15 protein-coding genes are annotated in these 20,858 nt (G+C 62.7%); 11 read left to right on the top strand and 4 right to left on the bottom strand.

Features of this window, described 5'->3' with window-relative positions; translation table 11 throughout:
* Positions 1–9: 9 nt before the first annotated feature.
* From gltB to ABEA58_RS04410, 4 genes are all read left to right on the top strand, one after another.
* Entirely contained in the window at positions 10–4,458 is a 4,449-nt protein-coding gene (gene gltB / locus ABEA58_RS04395; protein ID WP_345549220.1) for a glutamate synthase large subunit, read from the top strand.
* Between the two features lie 12 nt (positions 4,459–4,470).
* On the top strand, positions 4,471–5,889 hold the full coding sequence (locus tag ABEA58_RS04400) for an FAD-dependent oxidoreductase (RefSeq protein WP_345549221.1): 1,419 nt from the start codon (positions 4,471–4,473) through the stop codon (positions 5,887–5,889).
* A gap of 378 nt (positions 5,890–6,267) precedes the next feature.
* Complete coding sequence (gene hemE, locus ABEA58_RS04405) at positions 6,268–7,347, top strand: uroporphyrinogen decarboxylase (RefSeq protein ID WP_345549223.1); 1,080 nt, start codon at positions 6,268–6,270, stop codon at positions 7,345–7,347.
* A 190-nt stretch (positions 7,348–7,537) separates the two neighbouring features.
* Positions 7,538–8,959, top strand: a complete 1,422-nt coding sequence (locus ABEA58_RS04410; protein ID WP_345549225.1) for an HD-GYP domain-containing protein — start codon at positions 7,538–7,540, stop codon at positions 8,957–8,959.
* Positions 8,960–9,107: 148 nt separating this feature from the next.
* Here the strand turns inward: ABEA58_RS04410 and asd are convergent, their stop codons facing one another.
* The 3 genes from asd to rsgA form a co-directional block, all read right to left on the bottom strand.
* Positions 9,108–9,962, bottom strand: a complete 855-nt coding sequence (asd, locus tag ABEA58_RS04415) for an archaetidylserine decarboxylase (RefSeq protein WP_345549227.1) — start codon at positions 9,960–9,962, stop codon at positions 9,108–9,110.
* Between the two features lie 14 nt (positions 9,963–9,976).
* Positions 9,977–10,783: a sulfurtransferase gene (locus ABEA58_RS04420; protein ID WP_345549229.1), complete on the bottom strand. Its 807-nt coding sequence runs from the start codon at positions 10,781–10,783 to the stop codon at positions 9,977–9,979.
* Between the two features lie 69 nt (positions 10,784–10,852).
* Positions 10,853–11,884 carry a small ribosomal subunit biogenesis GTPase RsgA gene (rsgA, locus tag ABEA58_RS04425; protein ID WP_345549231.1) on the bottom strand — a complete coding sequence of 344 codons (1,032 nt, stop codon included), beginning with the start codon at positions 11,882–11,884 and terminating at the stop codon, positions 10,853–10,855.
* Positions 11,885–12,041: 157 nt separating this feature from the next.
* On the opposite strand from rsgA, the gene orn reads away from it, so the two are divergent.
* Positions 12,042–12,584, top strand: coding sequence for an oligoribonuclease (orn, locus tag ABEA58_RS04430; protein ID WP_345549232.1), 543 nt, complete (start codon positions 12,042–12,044; stop codon positions 12,582–12,584).
* 25 nt (positions 12,585–12,609) lie between these two features.
* Here the strand turns inward: orn and queG are convergent, their stop codons facing one another.
* Positions 12,610–13,722 carry a tRNA epoxyqueuosine(34) reductase QueG gene (gene queG, locus ABEA58_RS04435; protein WP_345549233.1) on the bottom strand — a complete coding sequence of 371 codons (1,113 nt, stop codon included), beginning with the start codon at positions 13,720–13,722 and terminating at the stop codon, positions 12,610–12,612.
* A 124-nt stretch (positions 13,723–13,846) separates the two neighbouring features.
* On the opposite strand from queG, the gene ABEA58_RS04440 reads away from it, so the two are divergent.
* The 6 genes from ABEA58_RS04440 (at position 13,847) to hfq (ending at position 20,809) form a co-directional block, all read left to right on the top strand.
* Entirely contained in the window at positions 13,847–15,328 is a 1,482-nt protein-coding gene (locus ABEA58_RS04440) for an NAD(P)H-hydrate dehydratase (RefSeq protein WP_345549235.1), read from the top strand.
* A gap of 69 nt (positions 15,329–15,397) precedes the next feature.
* Positions 15,398–15,883 (top strand): tRNA (adenosine(37)-N6)-threonylcarbamoyltransferase complex ATPase subunit type 1 TsaE, encoded by a 486-nt coding sequence (tsaE, locus tag ABEA58_RS04445; protein WP_345549236.1) that lies wholly within the window; start codon positions 15,398–15,400, stop codon positions 15,881–15,883.
* Positions 15,884–16,023: 140 nt separating this feature from the next.
* Entirely contained in the window at positions 16,024–17,334 is a 1,311-nt protein-coding gene (locus ABEA58_RS04450) for an N-acetylmuramoyl-L-alanine amidase (RefSeq protein ID WP_345549238.1), read from the top strand.
* Positions 17,335–17,393: 59 nt separating this feature from the next.
* A complete protein-coding gene (mutL, locus tag ABEA58_RS04455; RefSeq protein WP_345549240.1) occupies positions 17,394–19,301 on the top strand; it encodes a DNA mismatch repair endonuclease MutL in 1,908 nt (635 codons plus the stop codon).
* 115 nt (positions 19,302–19,416) lie between these two features.
* Positions 19,417–20,340, top strand: a complete 924-nt coding sequence (gene miaA, locus ABEA58_RS04460; protein WP_345549366.1) for a tRNA (adenosine(37)-N6)-dimethylallyltransferase MiaA — start codon at positions 19,417–19,419, stop codon at positions 20,338–20,340.
* Between the two features lie 184 nt (positions 20,341–20,524).
* Entirely contained in the window at positions 20,525–20,809 is a 285-nt protein-coding gene (gene hfq / locus ABEA58_RS04465; protein ID WP_345549241.1) for an RNA chaperone Hfq, read from the top strand.
* Positions 20,810–20,858: the final 49 nt, after the last annotated feature.

Raw genomic sequence — 20,858 nt, forward strand, 5'->3', positions numbered from 1 at the left:
AGGAATTTTATGGGTAGCGGTCTGTATCGGTTGGATGAGTTTAAGGACAACTGTGGTTTTGGCCTGATCGCACATTTAAAGGGTCAGGTAAGCCACAAGCTGGTGCAGACGGCGATCGAGTCGCTCACCTGCATGACACACCGGGGGGGGATTGCCGCTGACGGTAAAACCGGTGATGGCTGTGGACTGTTGTTGCAGAAACCGGACGCTTTCCTGCGCAGCGAAGCTCGGGAGCAATGTGGTGCCGAGCTGACCGATCAATACGCCGTGGGCGTTATCATGCTGCCGCTCGATGAAGGCGAGGCGCAGGCTGCCAGAGATATCCTCGCCGCAGAGCTGGAGGCACAGGGCATGCGTGTGGCGGGCTGGCGTACGGTGCCGACCAATCCCGACTGCCTTGGGCCGATTGCCCGGGAATCACTGCCGCGCTTCGAGCACCTGCTGATTAATGACGCCGAGCAGCCATTGGGCGAAGCCAAGTTCAATGCCCGTCTTTTCGTGGCGCGCCGCAAGGCCGAGCAGAAGCTGGCAGACGGGGCGTATATCGCCAGCCTGTCGACACAGGTGGTGTCTTACAAAGGCCTGATGATGCCCGCCGACCTGGCCAAGTTCTTCCCGGAGCTGGCGGACCCCCGTCTGGAAACCGCAATCTGTATTTTCCACCAGCGCTTCTCCACCAATACCATGCCGCGCTGGCCGCTGGCGCAGCCGTTCCGCTTGCTGGCCCACAATGGCGAGATCAACACCATTACCGGCAACCGCAACTGGTCGGTAGCGCGTACACCGAAATTCTCCAGCGCGCTGCTGCCTGAGCTCGCCGAACTGGCGCCGCTGGTCAATCGCGAGGGTTCCGATTCCTCCAGCCTCGACAACATGCTGGAAATGCTGTTGGCCGGAGGCATGGAACTGCACCGGGCTGTGCGGATGCTGGTGCCGCCGGCGTGGCAGAACGTGGAGAGCATGGACCCGGACCTGCGCGCCTTCTATGAATATGCCTCCATGCATATGGAGCCCTGGGATGGCCCGGCAGGTCTGGTGATGACCGATGGTCGCTATGCGGTCTGCACCCTGGACCGCAACGGCCTGCGGCCGTCCCGCTGGGTGATAACCAAGGATGACGTAATTACCGTTGCCTCGGAAATCGGTGTTTACGACTACAAGCCCGAGGACGTGGTGGCGAAGGGCCGGCTCGGGCCTGGCCAGATGCTGTCGGTGGATACCCTTGAGGGCAAGCTGTACCACACCGCAGACATCGACAATATGCTCAAAACCCGCCAGCCCTATAAGCGTTGGCTGAAGGACAAGGCGCGTCGCATTCGCTCCACGCTGGTCACGGCACCTGTGGACAACAATTTCTCCTTCGAGCAGTTCAAGGTTTACCAGAAACTGTTCAGTTCCTCGCTGGAAGAGCGCGATTCGGTGGTGCGCCCCATGGCTGAAGCGGGTCAGGAGGCCGTAGGCTCCATGGGCGACGATACGCCGATGGCGGTGCTGTCGCGCCACAACCGCTCCATTTACGACTATTTCCGCCAGCAGTTCGCGCAGGTCACCAACCCGCCAATCGACCCTCTGCGGGAAACGGTGGTGATGTCTTTGGAGACTTGTCTCGGCCGCGAGAAGTCCGTATTCGAGGAGACACCTGAGCACGCAGACCGGGTAATCCTTTCCTCGCCGGTGTTGTCCCATATGAAGTACACGGCGCTGTTGGAGCTTGATCGCCCGGGCTTTGAGTCAAAGATTTTTGATCTCAACTACGATCCGGCGCAGCTGGATCTGGAGTCGGCGATTCGCAAGCTGTGCGCGGATGTGGAAGCCGCGGTGCGCGCTGGCACCGTGCTCGTGGTGCTGTCCGATCGCGACATCCAGCCGAATAAACTGCCAATCGATGCGCTGCTGGCTACTGGCGCGGTGCACCACCACTTGGTGCACGCGGGGCTGCGCTGCGATTCCAACGTGATTGTGGATACCGCCAGCGCCCGCGATGCGCACCAGCTTGCCTGTCTGGTGGGCGTGGGTGCGACAGCGGTACACCCCTATTTCTCCTACAGCATCATCAACCACCTGATTGAAACCGGTGAGCTGCTGCTGGACGCAGCCGAGGCGCAGAAGAATTACCGCAATGGCATCATCAAGGGCCTGCTGAAGATCCTCTCCAAAATGGGGATTTCCACCGTCGCCTCCTACCGTGGCGCACTGCTGTTTGAGCTGGTGGGGCTGTCCCGAGCTGTCGTTGAGCTGTGTTTCCCCGGCGCGCCGACACGCATCGAGGGGGCCGGTTTTACCGACCTGCAGGTCGATGCGGCAAAGCGCGCGGAGATGGCATGGAAGTCGCGCAAAGCGGTCTCCCCGGGCGGGTTGCACAAATATGTGCACGGCCAGGAGTACCACGCTTTTAACCCGGATGTGGTGATGACCCTGCAGCGGGCCGTACGCAGCGGCGATTACGCTGTATGGCGCGATTACGCTGCGCTGGTCAATGAGCGCCCGGTCGCCACCCTGCGCGACTTGCTGGGTCTGCGCGAGGATGTGGAGCCGATCTCCGTCGACGAGGTTGAGCCCGCGGAGGCCATTCTGCGCCGCTTCGACTCCGCGGCCATGTCTCTTGGCGCCCTGTCGCCGGAAGCGCACGAGTCACTGGCGCAGGCCATGAACCGCCTCGGTGGACGCTCCAACAGCGGTGAGGGCGGTGAGGACCCGGCGCGTTTCGGCACCGACAAAGTATCCAAGATCAAGCAGGTGGCCTCGGGCCGCTTTGGTGTCACTCCGCATTACCTGGTGAATGCGGAAGTGCTGCAGATCAAGGTCGCCCAGGGCGCCAAGCCCGGCGAGGGGGGGCAGCTGCCCGGGGGCAAGGTCAACGAGCTGATTGCGCGCCTGCGTTATTCGGTACCGGGGGTGACCCTGATCTCGCCGCCGCCGCACCACGATATCTACTCCATCGAGGATCTGGCCCAGCTGATCTTTGACCTCAAGCAGGTCAACCCGGACGCGCTGGTATCGGTGAAGCTGGTATCCAGGCCCGGCGTCGGCACCATCGCCGCTGGAGTGGCCAAGGCCTATGCCGACCTGATCACCATCTCCGGCTATGACGGCGGTACGGCCGCGAGTCCGATTACCTCGATCCGTTACGCCGGCTCGCCGTGGGAGTTGGGTCTGGCGGAAACCCATCAGACCCTGCGCGCCAATGACCTGCGCGGTAAGGTGCGGGTACAGACCGATGGCGGCTTGAAGTCCGGCCTGGACGTGGTCAAGGCGGCCATACTGGGCGCAGAGAGCTTCGGCTTCGGCACCGCGCCGATGGTGGCGCTGGGCTGTAAGTACCTGCGTATCTGTCACCTGAACAACTGTGCCACCGGTGTCGCCACTCAGAACCAGGATCTGCGCGACGATCATTACGTCGGCACCGTGGAAATGGCGATGAATTTCTTCCGCTTCGTCGCCGAGGAAACCCGCGAGTGGATGGCGCGGCTGGGCGTGCGCTCGCTGGAGGAACTGGTTGGCCGTGTGGACCTGCTGCAGGTGCTGGAGGGCCAGACTGACAAGCAGAGCAAGCTAGACCTGTCACCGCTTCTCCACACCGATGCCCTGCTGGACGAAAAGCCGCAGACCTGTCAGGAGGCGCGCAATACGCCCTGGGACAAGGGCGAACTGGCGGAACGCATGGTGGCGGATATGCTGCCGGCAATCGAGAGCCTGTCCGGCGGCGAGTATCAGTACACCGTCACAAATTGCGACCGCTCTATCGGTGCGCGCCTGTCTGGTGAGATTGCCAGGCGCCACGGTAATCAGGGCATGGTGGACGCGCCAGTGAAAGTGCGCCTCAATGGTGTCGCCGGCCAGTCCTTCGGTGTCTGGAACGCCGGCGGTCTGGAGATGTATCTGGACGGTGATGCCAACGATTATGTGGGCAAAGGAATGGCCGGTGGCAAGCTGGTCATCCGTCCGCCAGCGGGCAGCAGCTTTGCCTCGCAGGATACCAGTATCATTGGCAATACCTGCCTGTATGGCGCCACCGGCGGCAAGCTGTTCGCCGCAGGTCGTGCCGGCGAGCGTTTCGCCGTGCGCAACTCCGGTGCCTTTGCCGTGGTGGAGGGTGCCGGTGACCACTGTTGTGAATATATGACCGGCGGCATGGTGGCGGTGCTGGGCAAGACCGGCTTTAACTTCGGTGCCGGTATGACCGGTGGTTTTGCCTATGTGCTGGACCTGGAGCGGGATTTCTTCGACAAGTGCAACCACGAGCTGATCGAACTGCGCCGGATCAACAGCGAGACTCTCGAGCCAAACCAGAGCCACTTGCGCGAGGTGATCGAGGAGTATGTGGCTGAAACCGGAAGTGAATGGGGCGCGGAGCTGCTGGACAACTTCGACGATTACCTGAGCCGCTTCTGGCTGGTGAAACCCAAGGCGGCGAGCCTCGCCGGCCTGCTATCCGATGTGCGCAAGCGTGGCGAGTAAGGGGTAACGATAATGACTCAGCGTCTGAACAATGACTTCCAGTTTGTCGATGTAGGCCGGATCGATCCCGCCAAAAAAGACATCACCACGCGCACCCACGAGTTTGTGGAAATCTACAACCCGTTTAGCGAGCGCCAGGCGGCGAGCCAGGCGCACCGCTGTCTGGACTGTGGCAACCCGTATTGCGAGTGGAAGTGCCCGGTACACAATTACATTCCCAACTGGCTGCGCCTGATTGCCGATGGCAATGTGATGGAGGCGGCGGAACTCTGCCATGAGACCAACACACTGCCGGAAGTGTGCGGCCGAGTTTGTCCCCAGGATCGCCTGTGTGAAGGTGCCTGTACCCTGGGCGATGGCTTCGGCGCGGTGACCATCGGCAGTGCCGAAAAATACATTACGGATACCGCCTTTGCGCTGGGCTGGCGCCCGGATCTGAGCCATGTGAAGAAAACCGACAAACGCGTTGCCGTGATTGGTGCCGGCCCGGCAGGGCTCGGCTGTGCCGACATACTGGTGCGCAATGGTGTACAGCCGGTGGTATTCGACAAGCATCCTGAAATCGGTGGCCTGCTCACCTTCGGCATCCCCGAATTCAAGCTGGAGAAGCGCGTGATGCAGCAGCGTCGCGAGATCTTCACCGATATGGGAGTCGAGTTCTGCCTGAACACCGAAGTGGGTAAAGACATCAGCATGGAGGAGCTGCTGCGGGACTATGACGCCGTATTCATGGGCATGGGAACCTACAGTTACATGAAAGGCGGCTTCCCCGGTGAAGACCTGCCGGGAGTCCACGACGCGCTGCCGTTCCTGATCGCCAATGTGAACCGCAACATGGGCTGGGAGAAAAACCCGGAAGAGTTCATCTCGGTCGAGGGTAAGCGTGTGGTGGTGCTGGGTGGTGGCGACACCGCCATGGACTGTAACCGCACCTCCATTCGCCAGGGCGCCCGCAGCGTGACCTGTGCCTATCGTCGTGACGAAGAGAATATGCCGGGTTCACGCCGTGAGGTGGCCAATGCCAAGGAAGAGGGCGTACGTTTCCTGTTCAATCGCCAGCCGGTGGAGATCGTCGGCGAAGGCAAGGTGACCGGGGTTAAGGTCGTTACCACCGAGCTGGGCGAGCCGGACGAAAATGGCCGCCGCCGTCCGCAGGTGGTGGCTGGTTCCGAGGAGGTCATCCCCGCCGATGTGGTGCTGGTAGCGTTCGGCTTCCGCCCGAATCCCGCCGAGTGGCTCGGTGAGCACGATATCCAGGTGGCAGACTGGGGCGGCGTGATTGCGGCGGAGCAGCAGCGTTACAAATTCCAGACCAGCAATGAGAAGGTCTTTGCTGGCGGTGACATGGTACGCGGCTCGGATCTGGTGGTGACGGCTATCTGGGAGGGGCGTCAGGCCGCCGAGGGCATCCTCGATTACCTGAAAGTCTGACGGGGCTAGCCGGCCTGGCTGAGAAAACTGCTATATGCGGGCTATTACTATAAAGGGGGCTAGGCCCCCTTTGTGTATTTCGGCTGTTCAGGGTATTCCGATCGCTGGGCGGTATGAGTCTGTACCGGTGGCCGCTGCGCTTGCCGCAGGAATCTCCCCACCGGCCCAGGCATCCGTATAGGGGCGGGTGCAGCACGGCGGGTCAGCAGCACGTCAGCAGCACTATGTCACAGGGCCGTAACAGGGGAGCAGGGCCACAGGCAACACCGGCCCAGTGTGGGCTGACGGCATCTTGCGTCCGCTTCTGTTTTCCCCGGCGGCTCCCGGCTACAATAGCCGCCTTTTTCACCCGCCCCCTTTAACCAGCCTGTGGTAACCATGTCCCAAGCCAAGCCCTCAGAACTGAAGAATGATCGTTTCCTGCGCGCGCTGATGCGCCAGCCTGTCGACCGCACACCGGTATGGATGATGCGCCAGGCGGGGCGTTATCTGCCGGAATATCGCGCAACGCGCGCCCAGGCGGGGAGTTTTATGGACCTCTGCCGCAATACCGAACTGGCGTGCGAGGTGACCCTGCAGCCGCTGGAGCGCTACGAGCTCGATGCGGCCATCCTGTTTTCAGACATTCTGACCATTCCAGACGCTATGGGTCTGGGGCTGTATTTTGAGGAGGGAGAGGGGCCCAAATTCCGAAAGCCGGTGCGCACCGAGGCGGACATCCGTGCGCTGCAAGTGGTCAACAGCGAATCCGACCTGGGCTACGTCATGAATGCCGTCGCGGCTATCCGTGGCGCGCTGAATGGCCGTGTGCCCCTGATCGGCTTTTCCGGCAGTCCCTGGACTCTGGCCACCTACATGGTCGAGGGCGGCTCGAGCCGGGATTTTGCCCGCTGCAAAGAGATGCTCTACAGCCGCCCGGAGCTGATGCATCAGCTGCTGTCCGTATTGGCGGATTCGGTGACAGATTACCTCAATGCGCAAATCCGCGCCGGTGCCCAAGCGGTACAGATCTTTGATACCTGGGGTGGGGCGCTCAGTCACAGCGCCTACCGCGAATTCTCTTTGCGATATATGCAGCGGATTGTCGCAGGTTTGATCAAGGAGGCCGACGGCCGCCCTGTGCCCGCCATCCTGTTCACCAAGGGGGGTGGGCAGTGGCTCGAGGCGATGGCGGAGACTGGCGCAGCGGCTTTGGGCTTGGATTGGACCACGGATATTGGCGCGGCACGTGCGCGAGTCGGGCAGAGGGTGGCGCTGCAGGGAAATCTGGACCCGGCTGTACTCTACGCCAGCCCGGCACGAATTCGTGACGAGGTGGCTGCGATTCTGGCCAGTTTCGGTCAGGGCCCTGGACACGTATTTAATCTCGGGCACGGCATCACGCCGCACGTGGACCCGGATCATGCGAGGGCAATGATCGACGCGGTTCACGAGCTTTCTGTGGAATACCACGGCTAAGGGTTCCGAAAACTGAGTTAAACAGGTTGCACGTGAACTGTGACACGGTCCGGAAAGGCTTTGTGCGCCAAACGCTGGAATTGAGGTTTTTTTTTGTAGCTGTCGTGATATAAACGTAATCAGAGCTCCCTCCCCTTGATGGAAATGAGAGCGAGATCGACTAAAAAACAATCAAAAAAGTAATTTCATCGTGGCGATTGAAGAAGCGAAAGTCTATGTGGAGGACCTGCAGCGCGGCATGTATGTGTCGCGCCTCGATCAGCCATGGACGCGCACCCCGTTCGCCCTGCAGGGATTCTATATCCGCGACCTCGAAGAGTTGCGCCAGCTGCAGAGATACTGTCGCTTCGTCTATGTCGACGTAGTGAAGTCTGTAGGCGACGCGGGTATTCAGCTGCGCAAAATGACCAGGTCCACGGCCGCGGTTGAGAAACCCCGAGGGGTGCGCTCACCCCGCGATCCCGTTGCCCCCGCCTTGACTTTCTGTCGCCCGGTCCAGGTTCGCCGTGATGCCCACCCCAAGCCCATTCCCGCCCACAAGGAAGCCGCCAAGGCGGAGAAGCTTTACCGTGAGCTTGCGATAGGCATGGAAGAGGCAATGAGGCAGCTGGTCGCTGAGGGAAGGCTGCCCATTAATCAAATAAAGGGCTCGATGGAGCAGATGGTGGACAGCATCATCCGCTGTCCGGATGCCTCGGCGTGGCTCGCCCGCATGCACGCGATGGATGAGTACACCTACCGTCACTCCATTCGTACCAGTATCTGGGCGTTACTCTTCGGGCGTCATATCGGGCTTTGCCGGGACAACTTGATCCGCCTCGGGCTGGCAGCCCTGTTGAAAGATGTGGGCAAGTTGCGCCTGAGCGAGGAAACAGTGAAGGCCGCGGAAAGGACGGCGCGGCAGGAGCTGGAGTACCGTAAATTTGTGGGTTACAGCGTAACCATGCTGTCGGCCAGCCCCGGCATTGACCCGGAAATCATCAAGATTGTCCGCTGCCATCGTGAGCAGCATGATGGCAGTGGTTATCCGGCCGGATTGCGCGGTGACAAGATTCCGGTACTGGCGCGCATGTGCGGTATTGTGACCTTTTACGATGAGGCGACGAACCCCCGCGGCGCCCAGTTCCCGGTTGCGGCTTCCCGGGCGGTAGCGGCACTGTATAGTCTGCGCGGAAGAAGCTATCAGGAGCAGCTGGTGGTGGAGTTCATCCAGGCCATCGGCCTGTATCCGACGGGCACCAAAGTGGAACTCTCCACCGGTGAAGTCGGCATGGTGCTGGAGCAGACCTATAAGCGTCGCTTGAAGCCGAAGGTAATGGTGGTGCTGGACCAAAATAAGCAGCGTCTGCCAAAGCCGCGCCTGCTGGACCTTGCCGCTGATGATGATCACAAGGACCGTCTATTGGCGCGAGGCAAGCTGCCCGCTGAGGAAAAGATTACCATTGCCAGGGATCTGGAGCCGAGCCGTTTCCCAGAAGTAGATACCGCCGCGATACAGGCGGCCAATGTGCTCACCCTGACTCTCGGCAGTGGTCGCGCTGGCTTCGGCCAGCCGCCCGCCAACAATAGCGGTAGCCGGCTGCCAGGTTTCTTCTCCCGTCTTCTTGGCTAAGGTCGCTGCCCCCCCCTCCCTGGTGAGCCTCCTCGAAACCTGTGCCCTGTGACCCTGCACCCGTGATATTGGAGCTGGCCCGCACCACATGCGTGGCGCGGGAATGGAGCGGTAGACGCTCCCCAACTCCGGTGGATTGTCAGCGGGGCTATTGAGTCAGCTCCCCAAGCGCTTCGCCCATCTTTACGGGGCTCTCTGCTGCTAGAGTTTCCAGCCACGCTACCTGATCGGCACCAAAAAGCAGGACGACGGTGGAGCCCAGTTTGAATCGCCCCATCTCCTCGCCTTTAGCCAGTGCAACGGTTTTGTTATCTCCGTAGTGTGTTGTGCGGACGCGACGTTTATATGGTGTCACAAGGCCGGCCCAGGTGGTCTCGATGCTGGCCACGATCATCGCGCCCACGAGGATCATCGCCATGGGGCCTGTGGGGCTATCGAATATGCAGACCACCCGCTCATTGCGCGCGAACAGGCGCGGCACTTGCTCGGTCGTGGTCTGATTTACGGAGAACAGCTGGCCTGGCACATGCACCATGCTGCGCAAAACTCCATCCACCGGCATATGAACCCGATGATAGTCTTTAGGTGATAGATAGATGGTGGCAAAGGTGCCGCCGGTAAACGGCGCCGCCAGCTGCGGATCCCCACCCACCAGCTCCAGCAGGCTGTAGTCGTGACCCTTGGCCTGGAAAATACGGCCATTGTGAATTTCGCCGAGCTGGCTTATGTGCCCGTCGGCCGGACAGGCGAGCGTCTTCTCGCCCTCTGCGATCGGGCGGGCGCCATCTTTTAGAGCCCGGGTAAAGAAATCGTTGAAGTTGGCGTACGCGGTATAGTCAGGCTCCTCCGCTTCACTCATATCGACATCGTACTTATCCACGAACCAGCCGGTAAAGTGGTCCTTGATCCAGGAATTGCGGGTCTCGGCCAGCCAGCCGGCGGCGCGGGAAAGGGTGTGTTGCGGAGTCAGGTACTGCAGTGCGGCAAATAATTTGGGGTTCATGCTTAACTCGAAAATTACTGTTCGGTGGGGGTGTCGGGCAGGTTGCCCCATTCGCTCCACGATCCTGGATAGGCGCGGATATTAAAGCCGAGGGCGCGCCCTACCAGCCAGGTGAACCCGGACCGGTGATGGCTCTGACAGTGGGTGACAATGCGCTGGCTGGAGTCGATGCCGAGACCGGCGAGCAACTCCCTGGCGTCCTCGCGAATGCGCAGGTGGCGCTGCGGGTCCATCAGCAGGGTCCATTCGCAATTCACCGCGCCGGGTATATGGCCGCCTTTCATGGCGAGGACTCTTTCTCCTGAGTATTCCTGCGCAGAGCGCGCATCCCATACCCGGAAATCGGCATCATTGAGCTGTTGGAGTATTTCCCCTGCGTCGATCATCGCAGAGGTGTCGATCTTGAGCTCGATTTGGCTGGGCTGGATTGTCGGCAGCTCAGTGCTGAGGGGCAGGCCCGCAGCGCGCCAGGCGTGCATACCGCCATTCAGATAGCTGTACTTGTGATGGCCGATAACCTCGAGGGTCCACAGAAAACGGCCGGCCCAGCCGCCGCCTTCGTCGTCAAGCGCGACCACATGCTGCTCAGGGCGCAGGCCGATTGCGCGAAACAGCTGTGTCAGCCGCTCGGCGGTGGGTAGCTTTCCCGCTGCGGGGGGTGTGCCTGCCATCAGCGCCTGAAAGGGCACGTGGACGGCGCCGGGTATATGGCCGCTCTGGTAATTGGCTGGACTACTGAGGTCTACCAGCAGAATATCCTCACGCTCCAGTTGCGCAACGAGTGCTTCCGGCTCGAGGATCAAGGGTAATGATTGTGACAAGAGGCGCTCCGTGTTCCTTTAGTTACCTTTTGTTCCCAATGGCTGTGGTTTGGTGATGCGGTATTTCACTCACTCTTCCTGCAGGCTGTTACGCAGGTGGAGAAAACTGTGCATACGACGCTCGCTGATATCTCCGCGCGCCAGTGCGTCATTGATGGCGCAGCCCGGTTCGCCCTGATGGCGACAGTCACGGAAGCGGCAGTGGCCGATAAAAGGCCGAAATTCCACGAATCCTTCCAGCAGTGCCGGTTCGCTCATATGCCAGAGGCCGAACTCGCGAATTCCCGGCGAGTCTATCAGATCGCCGCCACTCGGCAGATGGAACAGTTCCGCGGCGGTGGTGGTATGAGTGCCTTTCTGCGTCGCTTCAGACAGGGCCCCGGTGCGTGCGCCAGCTTCTGGCAGCAGGGCGTTGACCAGTGACGACTTGCCGACACCCGACTGGCCGACGAAAACGCTGGTGCCGGTGGCCAGGGTACCCAGCAATTGGTCGAGCCCTTCGCCACTTTTGGTGGAAAGCTCAAGCACCGGGTAGCCGAGTGCGGGGTAGGGGGCGAGCAGTTCTGCCAGTTGTGCGCGGTTGCTGTCGTCGATCAGATCGATTTTGTTGAGCAAAAGCAGCGGCGCAATACCGGTGCTCTCCGCCGCAACAAGATAGCGGTCGATGGCATTGGCAAAAGGCTCCGGCCTGGGGGCGATAACGATTACGATGCGGTCGATATTCGCGGCGACGGTCTTCAGGTCACCATAGCGATCCGGCCGCTGCAGCTCGGAGTGGCGGGAGAGCCTTGCCCCGACCACTCCCAGCCCGCCGGTGCGCTCGCTCACCGCCGCGCGCCAGGCGACGCGGTCGCCGGTGACGAGTGTGTCGATATTGGCGCGGACATGGCAGCGCTGGCGCAGTGACGGATCCTCGACACTCTCGACCAGCACCTGGGTGCCGTAATTGGCGATCACCAGCCCAGTCTGCTCCGGCCCCAGGTCCGCCTCTTCCGCCGCGTGTTCAGCACTCTCGGCCCGTTTGCGGGCGCGAGCCTCACGCTCTTCCTGGATCTTGGCAATTCGCCACTGCTGGCGTCGGTTGAGTTTGCGTTTGCTCATCGGCGTGGTGTCTGCACCCTGGAGGCTCCGGGTCAAAGTGTGCGCGGATTATAGCCCGGGCTGGTGTTGGAGGCGTCGTTTTTCACCCGGCAGCCGCTGCGCTTTGCTTCGCCGGGCCTTTGCGCTACCGTTCCGGCAATAAATCAGGAGGCTGGCAGTGGATCAAAACAACCTTATCTGGATCGATCTGGAGATGACCGGACTGGACCCGGAAAAAGAACGCATCATCGAAATCGCCACCATCATCACGGACTCGAAACTGAATATTCTCGCCGAGGGTCCGGCCATGGCGGTGCATCAGAGCGATGCGCTGCTGGCGGCAATGGATGACTGGAATACCGAGCAGCACGGCAGTTCCGGCCTGGTGCAGCGGGTGCGGGAAAGCAGTGTCACCGAGCGGCAGGCGGAGCGGGAGACGCTCGACTTCCTGCGCCAGTGGGTGCCGGAGGGCGCCTCGCCGATGTGCGGCAACTCCATCGGCCAGGACCGCCGCTTTCTGGTCAAATACATGCCGCAGCTGGAAGCGTATTTTCACTACCGCAATCTGGATGTCAGCTCCGTCAAGGAGCTCGCCCGACGCTGGCGGCCGGATGTGCTGAAGGGGGTAAAAAAGCACAGCAGCCACCTGGCGATGGATGATATTCGAGACAGCATTGCAGAGCTCGAGCACTACCGGGAGTATTTTTTCCGGCTTGCCTGATTGCCGCCCTTTGCGGTGTTGACTGTCAGCCCGGTTTTCCCCCGCGCCGGGCCTTGCGCCGGCGCCTGCGGCCGCTGCGCAGTCGCTCCAGGGCCCACTGAATATGCTCCGCCAGCAGGGGCGTCGCATCAGGCAGGGCGGACTCCAGCGCGGCCACGGCATCGGCGGAAGGCTCACCGTTGCCCAGCGCCACCGCCAGATTGCGCTGCCAGCGTTGATGGCCGATGCGCCGGATGGCGGAGCCGGCAGTGCGTTCCAGAAACTCCTTCTCGCTCCACTGGAACAGTGTCACCAGATCGCCGTCGGCAAGGCCGTGGCGGGGGTGGAAGTCCTGTTCCGAGGTGGGGCGGGCATAGCGGTTCCAAGGGCAGATGATCTGGCAGTCGTCGCAGCCGAAAACCCGGTTGCCCATGGCCTCGCGGAACTCCTGCGGGATCGGCCCCTTGTTCTCGATGGTGAGGTAGGAAATACAGCGACGTGCGTCCAGTTGGTGGGGGGTGATGAAGGCATCGGTGGGGCAGACTTTCAGGCAGGCTGTGCAATCTCCGCATTGATCTGTCTCCCCGCTGGTGTCCACCGGCAGCGGCAGCGAGGTGAACAGTTCACCGAGGAAAAACCAGGAACCGGCGCCGCTGTTGATCAGCATGCAGTTCTTGCCGATCCATCCTAGCCCCGCCTTCTGTGCCAGTGCCCGCTCCATTACCGGCGCGCTGTCGGTAAAGGCCCGCCCGGAGACTTCGATCTCCCGCTCGGCGCAGAACTGCGCGATGCGCTCACCCAGCTGGGCGAGGCGCTTGCGGATCAGCTTGTGATAGTCGCGACCGGTGGCGTAGCGGGATACATAGGCCTTGCTGGAATCCTTGAGGATGCGCACCGGCTCGGTATCCGCTGGCAGATAGTCGAGGCGGGCGCTGATGACGCGCAGCGTGCCCGCTTCGAGCTGCTCCGGTCGCCAGCGTTTGTCGCCGTGGGCAGCCATCCAGTCCATGTCGGCGTGGTGACCGGCATCGAGCCAGGCCTGCAGGTGTGCGGCGTCCTCCTGCAGGTTGCAGTCAGTGATGCCAACCTGCTGGAAGCCCAGTTCGCGGCCCCACAATTTGATCAGGTTTGCCAGCTCGGCGAGGACGGCCTGGTTCATGCTCTCTCTCTGCGGGGGACAATTCGCGCGCCCGTCAAGGTATACTTCAGGGCGCATTCCGGCGGCCGTATTCGGCGCCCGGTATTTTGCCACGATTAAATTTCAACCTCACCGCGGGAGCCGCATGGACACGCCTCAACCCCTGTACAGCGCTGAATCGGTACGCGAACTGGATCGGCGCGTGATTACCGCACTGGGAGTTCCCTCCCTCGCCCTGATGAAGCGCGCCGGTCGCCGCGCCTTTGCTCGGCTGATGGCGCGCTGGCCCGACGTGCGGCGTGTGCAGGTTTTCTGCGGCGGTGGCAACAACGGTGGTGACGGCTATGTGGTGGCGGCACTGGCCGCGCAAAAAAATATTCCGGTAACCGCCTGTGCCTGTGTCCCGCCGGAGAAGCTCAGCGGTGATGCCCGCTCCGCCTATGAATATGCCCTGCGGGAGGGGGTGCAGGTGGTGCAGTCGCTGACAGATCTGGACAGCGAAGATGGCGATACCGTCATTGTCGATGCCCTGCTCGGCACCGGCTTCAGCGGCGAGCTGCGCGAACCGCTGGGCCATGCCGTAGAGCGGATCAATCGGAGCGTCGCGCCGGTGCTGGCGGTGGATATCCCCTCGGGGCTGAACGCCGATACCGGGCATGGCGACAGGGCGGTGAGGGCGGACCTGACGGTGACCTTTATCGCGCGCAAGCTGGGCCTCTATTGCGGCCGGGGCCCGGCGCTGTGTGGCGAGGTGGCATTCGAGGACCTGGGGGCGCCTGCGGAAGTGCATCAGGGGCTGGAACCGCTGGCGTGGCGCTATACGGGCGAAAGCGTGCCGCGCCTCGCCGAGCGCCCCGCCGACGCCTACAAGAATCAGTTCGGGCATATCCTGGTGGTTGGCGGAGACGCCGGTTTTGGCGGCGCCGCGCTGATGGCGGCGGAATCGGCCGCGCGCAGCGGCGCCGGGCTCATCTCGCTGGCCACCCGCCCGGAGCACCTCTCCGCCGCGTTGACCCGCTGCCCCGAGGTGATGGCCCACCCGGTGATTTCGGGCCAGGAGCTGGAGCCTCTGCTGGACAGTCCGGATGTAATTGCGGTGGGCCCGGGTCTCGGCCGCGCCCCCTGGGGGGAGCAGCTGCTGGCGCGAGCGGGCCGCGCCGAAGTGCCACTGGTGGTGGACGCGGATGCGCTTAATATCCTCGCCGGTGGCCGGGTGCTGGCCGGGCTGCGCCGGGATGACTGGGTGCTGACCCCGCACGTGGGCGAGGCGGCTCGCCTGCTGGGCTGGGACAGCGCTGCGGTGCTGGCGGATCCCCTGGCGGCGGCTCAGGCAGTTCAGGAAAAATTCAGCGGCGTGGTGATACTCAAGGGTGCGGGAACACTCATCGCCCACGAGCAGGGGGTCGACCTGATCAATGCGGGTAACCCCGGCATGGCCTCCGGCGGCATGGGTGATTTGCTGACGGGCATTATCGCGGCCCTGATTGGCCAGGGCCTGTCGCCGGTGGAGGCGGCGCGGCTGGCGGTATGGCTGCACGGTGCCGCCGGCGACCATGCCGCCGCCGACGGCCAGCGCGGGCTTCTCGCCACCGACCTATTGCCCTGGGTGCGCCGGCTGGTGGATTGACCCGCAGAGCGGGTTGAACTGTGAAGCCAGTGGCAAACGGTAATGGCGATGCCAGCTAAGAGGTGCATCTTGGAGCGGACACTGCAGCGAAATTTACCCGATGAGGCGGCAACCGTCGCCGCCGGCACGGCGATCGGCAGAGCCTGTCTCGCCAGTGGCCTGTCGGCGGGGCTGACTCTGTATCTGCGCGGCGAACTTGGCGCCGGCAAAACCACCTTTTGCCGGGGGGTGCTGCGGGCCTTTGGTCACGATGGCGCGGTGAAAAGCCCCACCTATACACTGGTGGAACCCTATGAGATGGGGAGCTGGCGGGTCTATCACTTTGACCTCTATCGCCTCGGCGATCCCGAAGAGTTGGAATTTATGGGGGTGCGGGACTACTTCGCGCCCGGCTCGCTGAGCCTGGTGGAGTGGCCGCAGCGCGGCATGGGTATTTTGCCGGAGCCGGATCTGGAAGTGGCGCTGGCAGTGACCGGTGCCGGCCGGCAGCTGACCGTCAGCGCCCATTCCGACGCCGGTTGCGCTGTGCTCGCGGCAGCGGAGCGGCTGCTGTAAATGCCGACGCAGGCGCTTGAGCCGGGATGTGCTGATTTGTGTTGAAATATGCTCAAAGGAATTGAGCATTGCGGAGAGGTAGCGAAAGGAAGCACAAGGAACCGACCCGATAAAGGCAATAACGCAAGGGGACAGAAAGGATGAAGCGAGCCTCTTTAGGATTGTTCGCTCTTGTGGTGGCCCTGGTGCTGACACCGCCAGCCCAGGCGGCAGATATCGAGGGTGTCAGGCTCTGGCGCGCCCCGGATCATACCCGCCTCGTGTTCGACCTCAGTGGCCCCGCAGAGCACAAGCTTTTCACCCTCTCCTCACCGCACCGCGTGGTGGTGGATATCAGCAACGCAGAGCTGACAGCGGCGCTGCAGGGGCTGGAGCTTGAAAATACGCCCATCGAGGGGCTGCGCCACGCCCGGCAGAATAAACGCGACCTGCGTGTCGTTCTGGATCTCAAGCAGCAGGCCAGTCCGCGCAGTTTTGTCCTGCGCCGCCATGGCGAGCTGCCGGACCGGCTGGTGATCGATCTCTATGACAAGGTGGCTCAGCAGGAGAAGACGCTGCTGCAGGTCAGCCGCGAGCGCGATGTGGTCATCGCCATCGATGCGGGCCACGGTGGGGAAGACCCCGGGGCCCTCGGGCCCGGCGGCCTGCGGGAAAAGGACGTGGTGCTCGCCATCAGTCGCCAGCTGCAGAAATCCCTGGATTCTAAGCCCGGTTTCAAGGCCAAGCTGGTGCGCACCGGGGACTACTATATTCCCCTGCGCGAGCGGGTGAACCGGGGGCGCAAGATGCGCGCGGACCTGTTTGTGTCCATTCATGCCGACGCTTTTACCCGCAAGGATGCCCGCGGTGCCGGTGTCTACGCGGTGTCTTCACGCGGCGCCACCAGTGAGACGGCGCGCTACCTGGCCCAGCGGGAAAACGAGGCGGACCTGATCGGTGGTGCCGGCAGCCTGAGTCTGGGAGATAAGGACGATACCCTCGCCGGGGTGCTGCTGGACCTCTCGATGACGGCGACCATGAACGCCAGCCTGGATGTGGGGGCCAGCGTCCTGCAGCAGCTGGGGGCGGTTACGCACCTGCACAAAAAGCGGGTGGAGCAGGCCAACTTTGCCGTGCTGCGCTCCCCGGATGTGCCCTCGATCCTGGTGGAGACCGGATTCATTACCAATCCGCAGGAAGCGCGACGGCTGCGCGACCCATCATTCCAGCGCCGGCTGGCACAAAAACTCAGCGAAGGTATAGTGGCGCACTTCACTACGCGCCCGCCGGCGGGCAGCTGGCTGGCCGCCAATAGGGACCGGCAAGATCTCCGCCACACCATCGCCCGTGGCGACACGCTGTCGGGTATCGCCGCGCGGTACAATGTCACGGTCGCCTCGCTGAAAAAGTTCAACGGCATCGACAGCTCGGTGATCCGGGTGGGGCAAACCCTCAATATCCCCTCCAGCTGAGCGCCACCGGGGCCGATAAATTTCCTGCAGGAGCCCGTCAGGCGGGCCGATGTTCATCTATGCACGACAAGATTGCGCAGCTCACCCCGCGCCTCGCCAACCAGATCGCCGCCGGTGAGGTGGTCGAGCGTCCCGCCTCGGTTATCAAAGAGTTGCTGGAGAACAGCCTCGACGCCGGTGCCACGCGCCTCGATGTCGAGATTGAAAACGGCGGCATCAAGCGTATCAAGGTGCGCGACAATGGCCGTGGTATCGGCCGCGAAGACCTGCCATTGGCGCTGGCCCGCCACGCCACCTCCAAGATTCACGCACTTGAAGACCTCGAGGCCGTGGCCACCCTCGGCTTTCGCGGCGAAGCTCTGGCCAGTATTTCCTCCGTGGCCCGGCTCGTTATGACCAGCAGCCGCGAGGACTCCGGCAAGGGCTGGCAGGTGAGCGCGGAGGGGCGCGACATGCAGGCGCAACTGGTGCCGGCGGCCCATCCACGCGGCACAACCGTGGATGTGCGCGACCTCTTTTTCAACACCCCCGCGCGGCGCAAATTCCTGCGCACCGAGAAGACCGAATTCAACCGGGTCGATGACACCATCAAGCGGCTGGCCCTGTCCCGTTTCGATGTGTCCATCACCCTGCGCCACAACGGCAAGGGGGTGCACAACCTGCGCGCCGGCAGTGGTCGCGTGGAAATGGAGCGGCGGGTATCGCAGATCTGCGGACCCGCCTTTATGCAGAATGCCCTGCATATCGATGTGGAGCGCAGCGGCCTGCGGCTTTGGGGCTGGGTAGCCGAGCCGGCCTTCTCCCGCTCGCAGGCAGACCTGCAATTTTTCTACGTCAACGGCCGCGCGATCCGCGACAAGGTAGTCAGCCATGCGGTGCGCCGCGCCTTCGCCGATGTGTTGTACCACGGCCGCCACCCCGCTTTTGTGCTGTACCTGGAGCTGGACCCGGCGTCGGTGGACGTCAATGTCCACCCCACCAAACACGAAGTGCGATTCCGCGATAGCCGGCTGGTGCACGACTTCCTGTTCGGCAGCCTGCACCGGGCGCTGGCGTCGGTTCGTCCGGGCGACCGTGGCGAGGATGATGTCACCGCAGAGAATTTCCGGGCGCGCCCGGAGCCGGTGGCGGGGCTGGCCGCGGGGGAGTTTGCCGGCCAGCAGCGCATGTCCCTGGCGAGTGCCCCCTCCGGCGAGGCGCTGCAGCGGCAGATGGAGAGCTATGGCGCCCTGCACCAGCCCTACGGCGGCGCCCCGGGTGTGGCCGAAGTCGCTCCCGGCACCCCGGTGTCTCCTGGTATGAATGGTCTGGAGGCGGGGCCCCGGCCGGCGCCACGCCCCATGATCGATATGGCCATGCCTACGGCCCAGGAAGGCGAGGATGCCCCGCCACTGGGCTACGCCCTGGCCCAGCTGCACGGGATCTACATCCTGGCGCAGAACCAGCAGGGTCTGATCGTGGTGGACATGCACGCCGCGCATGAACGCATCGTTTACGAGCGAATGAAGACCGCGCACGCCGCCGGTGGTATTCAGGCGCAGCCACTGCTGGTGCCGGTGAGTCTCGCGGTGAGTCAGCGCGAGGCGGACTGTTTCGAGGAGCGCAGCGAGGTGTTTTCCTCCCTCGGCTTTGTGCTGCAGCGGGCCGGGCCGGAAACGCTGCTGGTGCGGCAGGTACCCACCATGCTGCACGGTGCCCAGGTAGAGCAGCTGGTGCGAGACGTGCTGGCGGACCTGCTGGCCGAGGGCGGCAGCGACCGCATCGGCGAGCGCATCAACGAGATCCTCTCCACCATGGCCTGCCACGGCTCCGTGCGCGCCAATCGCAAACTGACAGTGCCGGAGATGAATGCACTGCTGCGGGATATGGAGCGCACCGAGCGCAGCGGCCAGTGCAACCACGGCCGGCCGACCTGGACGCAGGTTAAACTGGCAGACATGGACAAATGGTTTTTACGTGGCCAGTAAGCGGCCGCACCGAAATGGCAGAGTTGAAGCGTTGAGTAGCGAACAGGCCGCTGGCGAGTCCGGCAGTGCGGCAGCTGGCCGTGCGCTAACCGATAGGCCGCGCGCGATCTTCCTGATGGGTCCCACGGCCTCGGGCAAGACCGATCTGGCGATGGCGCTGGCGGATCGCTTGCCTGTGGATCTGATCAGTGTCGACTCCGCGCTGGTGTATCGGGGCCTCGATATCGGCTCCGCCAAGCCCAGCCCGCAGGAGCTGGCGCGCTACCCCCATCGGCTGATCGATATCTGCGAGCCCACCGAGTCGTATTCTGCCGGACAGTTTCGCCGCGATGCCCTGCAGGCGATGGACGAAAGCGCCGCAGCCGGCCGCATCCCGCTTTTGGTGGGCGGCACCATGCTCTATTTCCGCGCCCTGCTGGAAGGGCTGGCGGAGCTGCCGGCGGCGGACCCCGCCGTGCGAGCGGAGATCGAGGCGCGGGCGCAGAAAGAGGGCTGGCCTGCGCTGCACCGCGAGCTGGCGGCGGTGGACCCGGAGCTGGCAGCGGAGTTACACCCCAATCACTCGGTGCGCATCGAGCGCGGGCTGGAAGTGTATCGGCTGACAGGCAGGCCGTTATCGGCGCTGCGCCGGGAACAGGCGCGGGATTCGGTGGTCGAACGCTACAACCTCAGGCAGCTGGCACTGGTGCCTGGCGACAGGGCCTTGTTGCACCAGCGTATCGCCCTGCGCTTTCGGCGCATGCTGGAGGCGGGCTTTATCGATGAGGTACGCGCCCTGCGCGCGCGCGGCGACCTACACGAGGGTCTGCCGGCGATTCGCGCCGTGGGGTACCGCCAGGTCTGGCAGTACCTGGACGGCCGGCTCGATTATGAGGCGATGGTCGAGGCGGGGATCGCGGCCACCCGGCAGCTGGCCAAGCGCCAGCTGACCTGGCTGCGGCGCTGGCCCGATTTGGCGCGAATCGTGACTGATGATGGGGTGGGGCAGGTACGCAAAAATGACGAAATATTGTCGGAAGCCTTGAAATTTCTCACATGAACAGCCATAACGTGGATGGGTCATCCTAACGGTGGCCTTTTCAGTCAGTTTGTTTCACAGGGCCTCCAGTTTTTGGCTCTATTTTGATACGCGTATTCAACCGTAACCGTTCTTTTGCTCGCGGCTTTCGCGGGCGCGATTATGGGATGCATACTGCTTCCAGCTTTTGACAAGGAGAAAAAAGATGTCAAAAGGGCACAGCTTACAAGACCCTTACCTCAATGTTCTGCGCAAAGAGCGCATCCCGGTTTCCATCTATCTGGTGAACGGTATCAAGCTTCAGGGGCAAATCGAATCCTTCGACCAGTTTGTGGTTCTATTGAAAAACACCGTCAGTCAGATGGTGTACAAGCATGCGATTTCCACCGTGGTGCCCTCCCGGGCGGTGCGGGTTCCGCTTTTGAACCCGGCAGCGCAGCAGGGCGGTGAGGGACACGGCGAGGGTGGTGAGCGGGATACTTTCGGCTGAGCCGAAGGCGTGCACCGTCCTCAAGAGGCGAATTGATCGCCTCTCTGCC

The organism is Microbulbifer aestuariivivens (assembly GCF_039545115.1).
Taxonomy (GTDB): Bacteria; Pseudomonadota; Gammaproteobacteria; order Pseudomonadales; family Cellvibrionaceae; genus Microbulbifer; species Microbulbifer aestuariivivens.

Bases quoted from the DNA above. Each gene is read 5' to 3' on its own strand.
- hfq (WP_345549241.1), top strand. From the start codon at position 20,525: ATGTCAAAAGGGCACAGCTTACAAGACCCTTACCTCAATGTTCTGCGC.
- mutL (WP_345549240.1), top strand. From the start codon at position 17,394: ATGCACGACAAGATTGCGCAGCTCACCCCGCGCCTCGCCAACCAGATC.
- ABEA58_RS04400 (WP_345549221.1), top strand. From the start codon at position 4,471: ATGACTCAGCGTCTGAACAATGACTTCCAGTTTGTCGATGTAGGCCGG.
- miaA (WP_345549366.1), top strand. From the start codon at position 19,417: ATGGGTCCCACGGCCTCGGGCAAGACCGATCTGGCGATGGCGCTGGCG.
- ABEA58_RS04450 (WP_345549238.1), top strand. From the start codon at position 16,024: ATGAAGCGAGCCTCTTTAGGATTGTTCGCTCTTGTGGTGGCCCTGGTG.
- rsgA (WP_345549231.1), bottom strand. From the start codon at position 11,884: ATGAGCAAACGCAAACTCAACCGACGCCAGCAGTGGCGAATTGCCAAG.
- asd (WP_345549227.1), bottom strand. From the start codon at position 9,962: ATGAACCCCAAATTATTTGCCGCACTGCAGTACCTGACTCCGCAACAC.
- queG (WP_345549233.1), bottom strand. From the start codon at position 13,722: ATGAACCAGGCCGTCCTCGCCGAGCTGGCAAACCTGATCAAATTGTGG.
- ABEA58_RS04440 (WP_345549235.1), top strand. From the start codon at position 13,847: ATGGACACGCCTCAACCCCTGTACAGCGCTGAATCGGTACGCGAACTG.
- hemE (WP_345549223.1), top strand. From the start codon at position 6,268: ATGTCCCAAGCCAAGCCCTCAGAACTGAAGAATGATCGTTTCCTGCGC.
- gltB (WP_345549220.1), top strand. From the start codon at position 10: ATGGGTAGCGGTCTGTATCGGTTGGATGAGTTTAAGGACAACTGTGGT.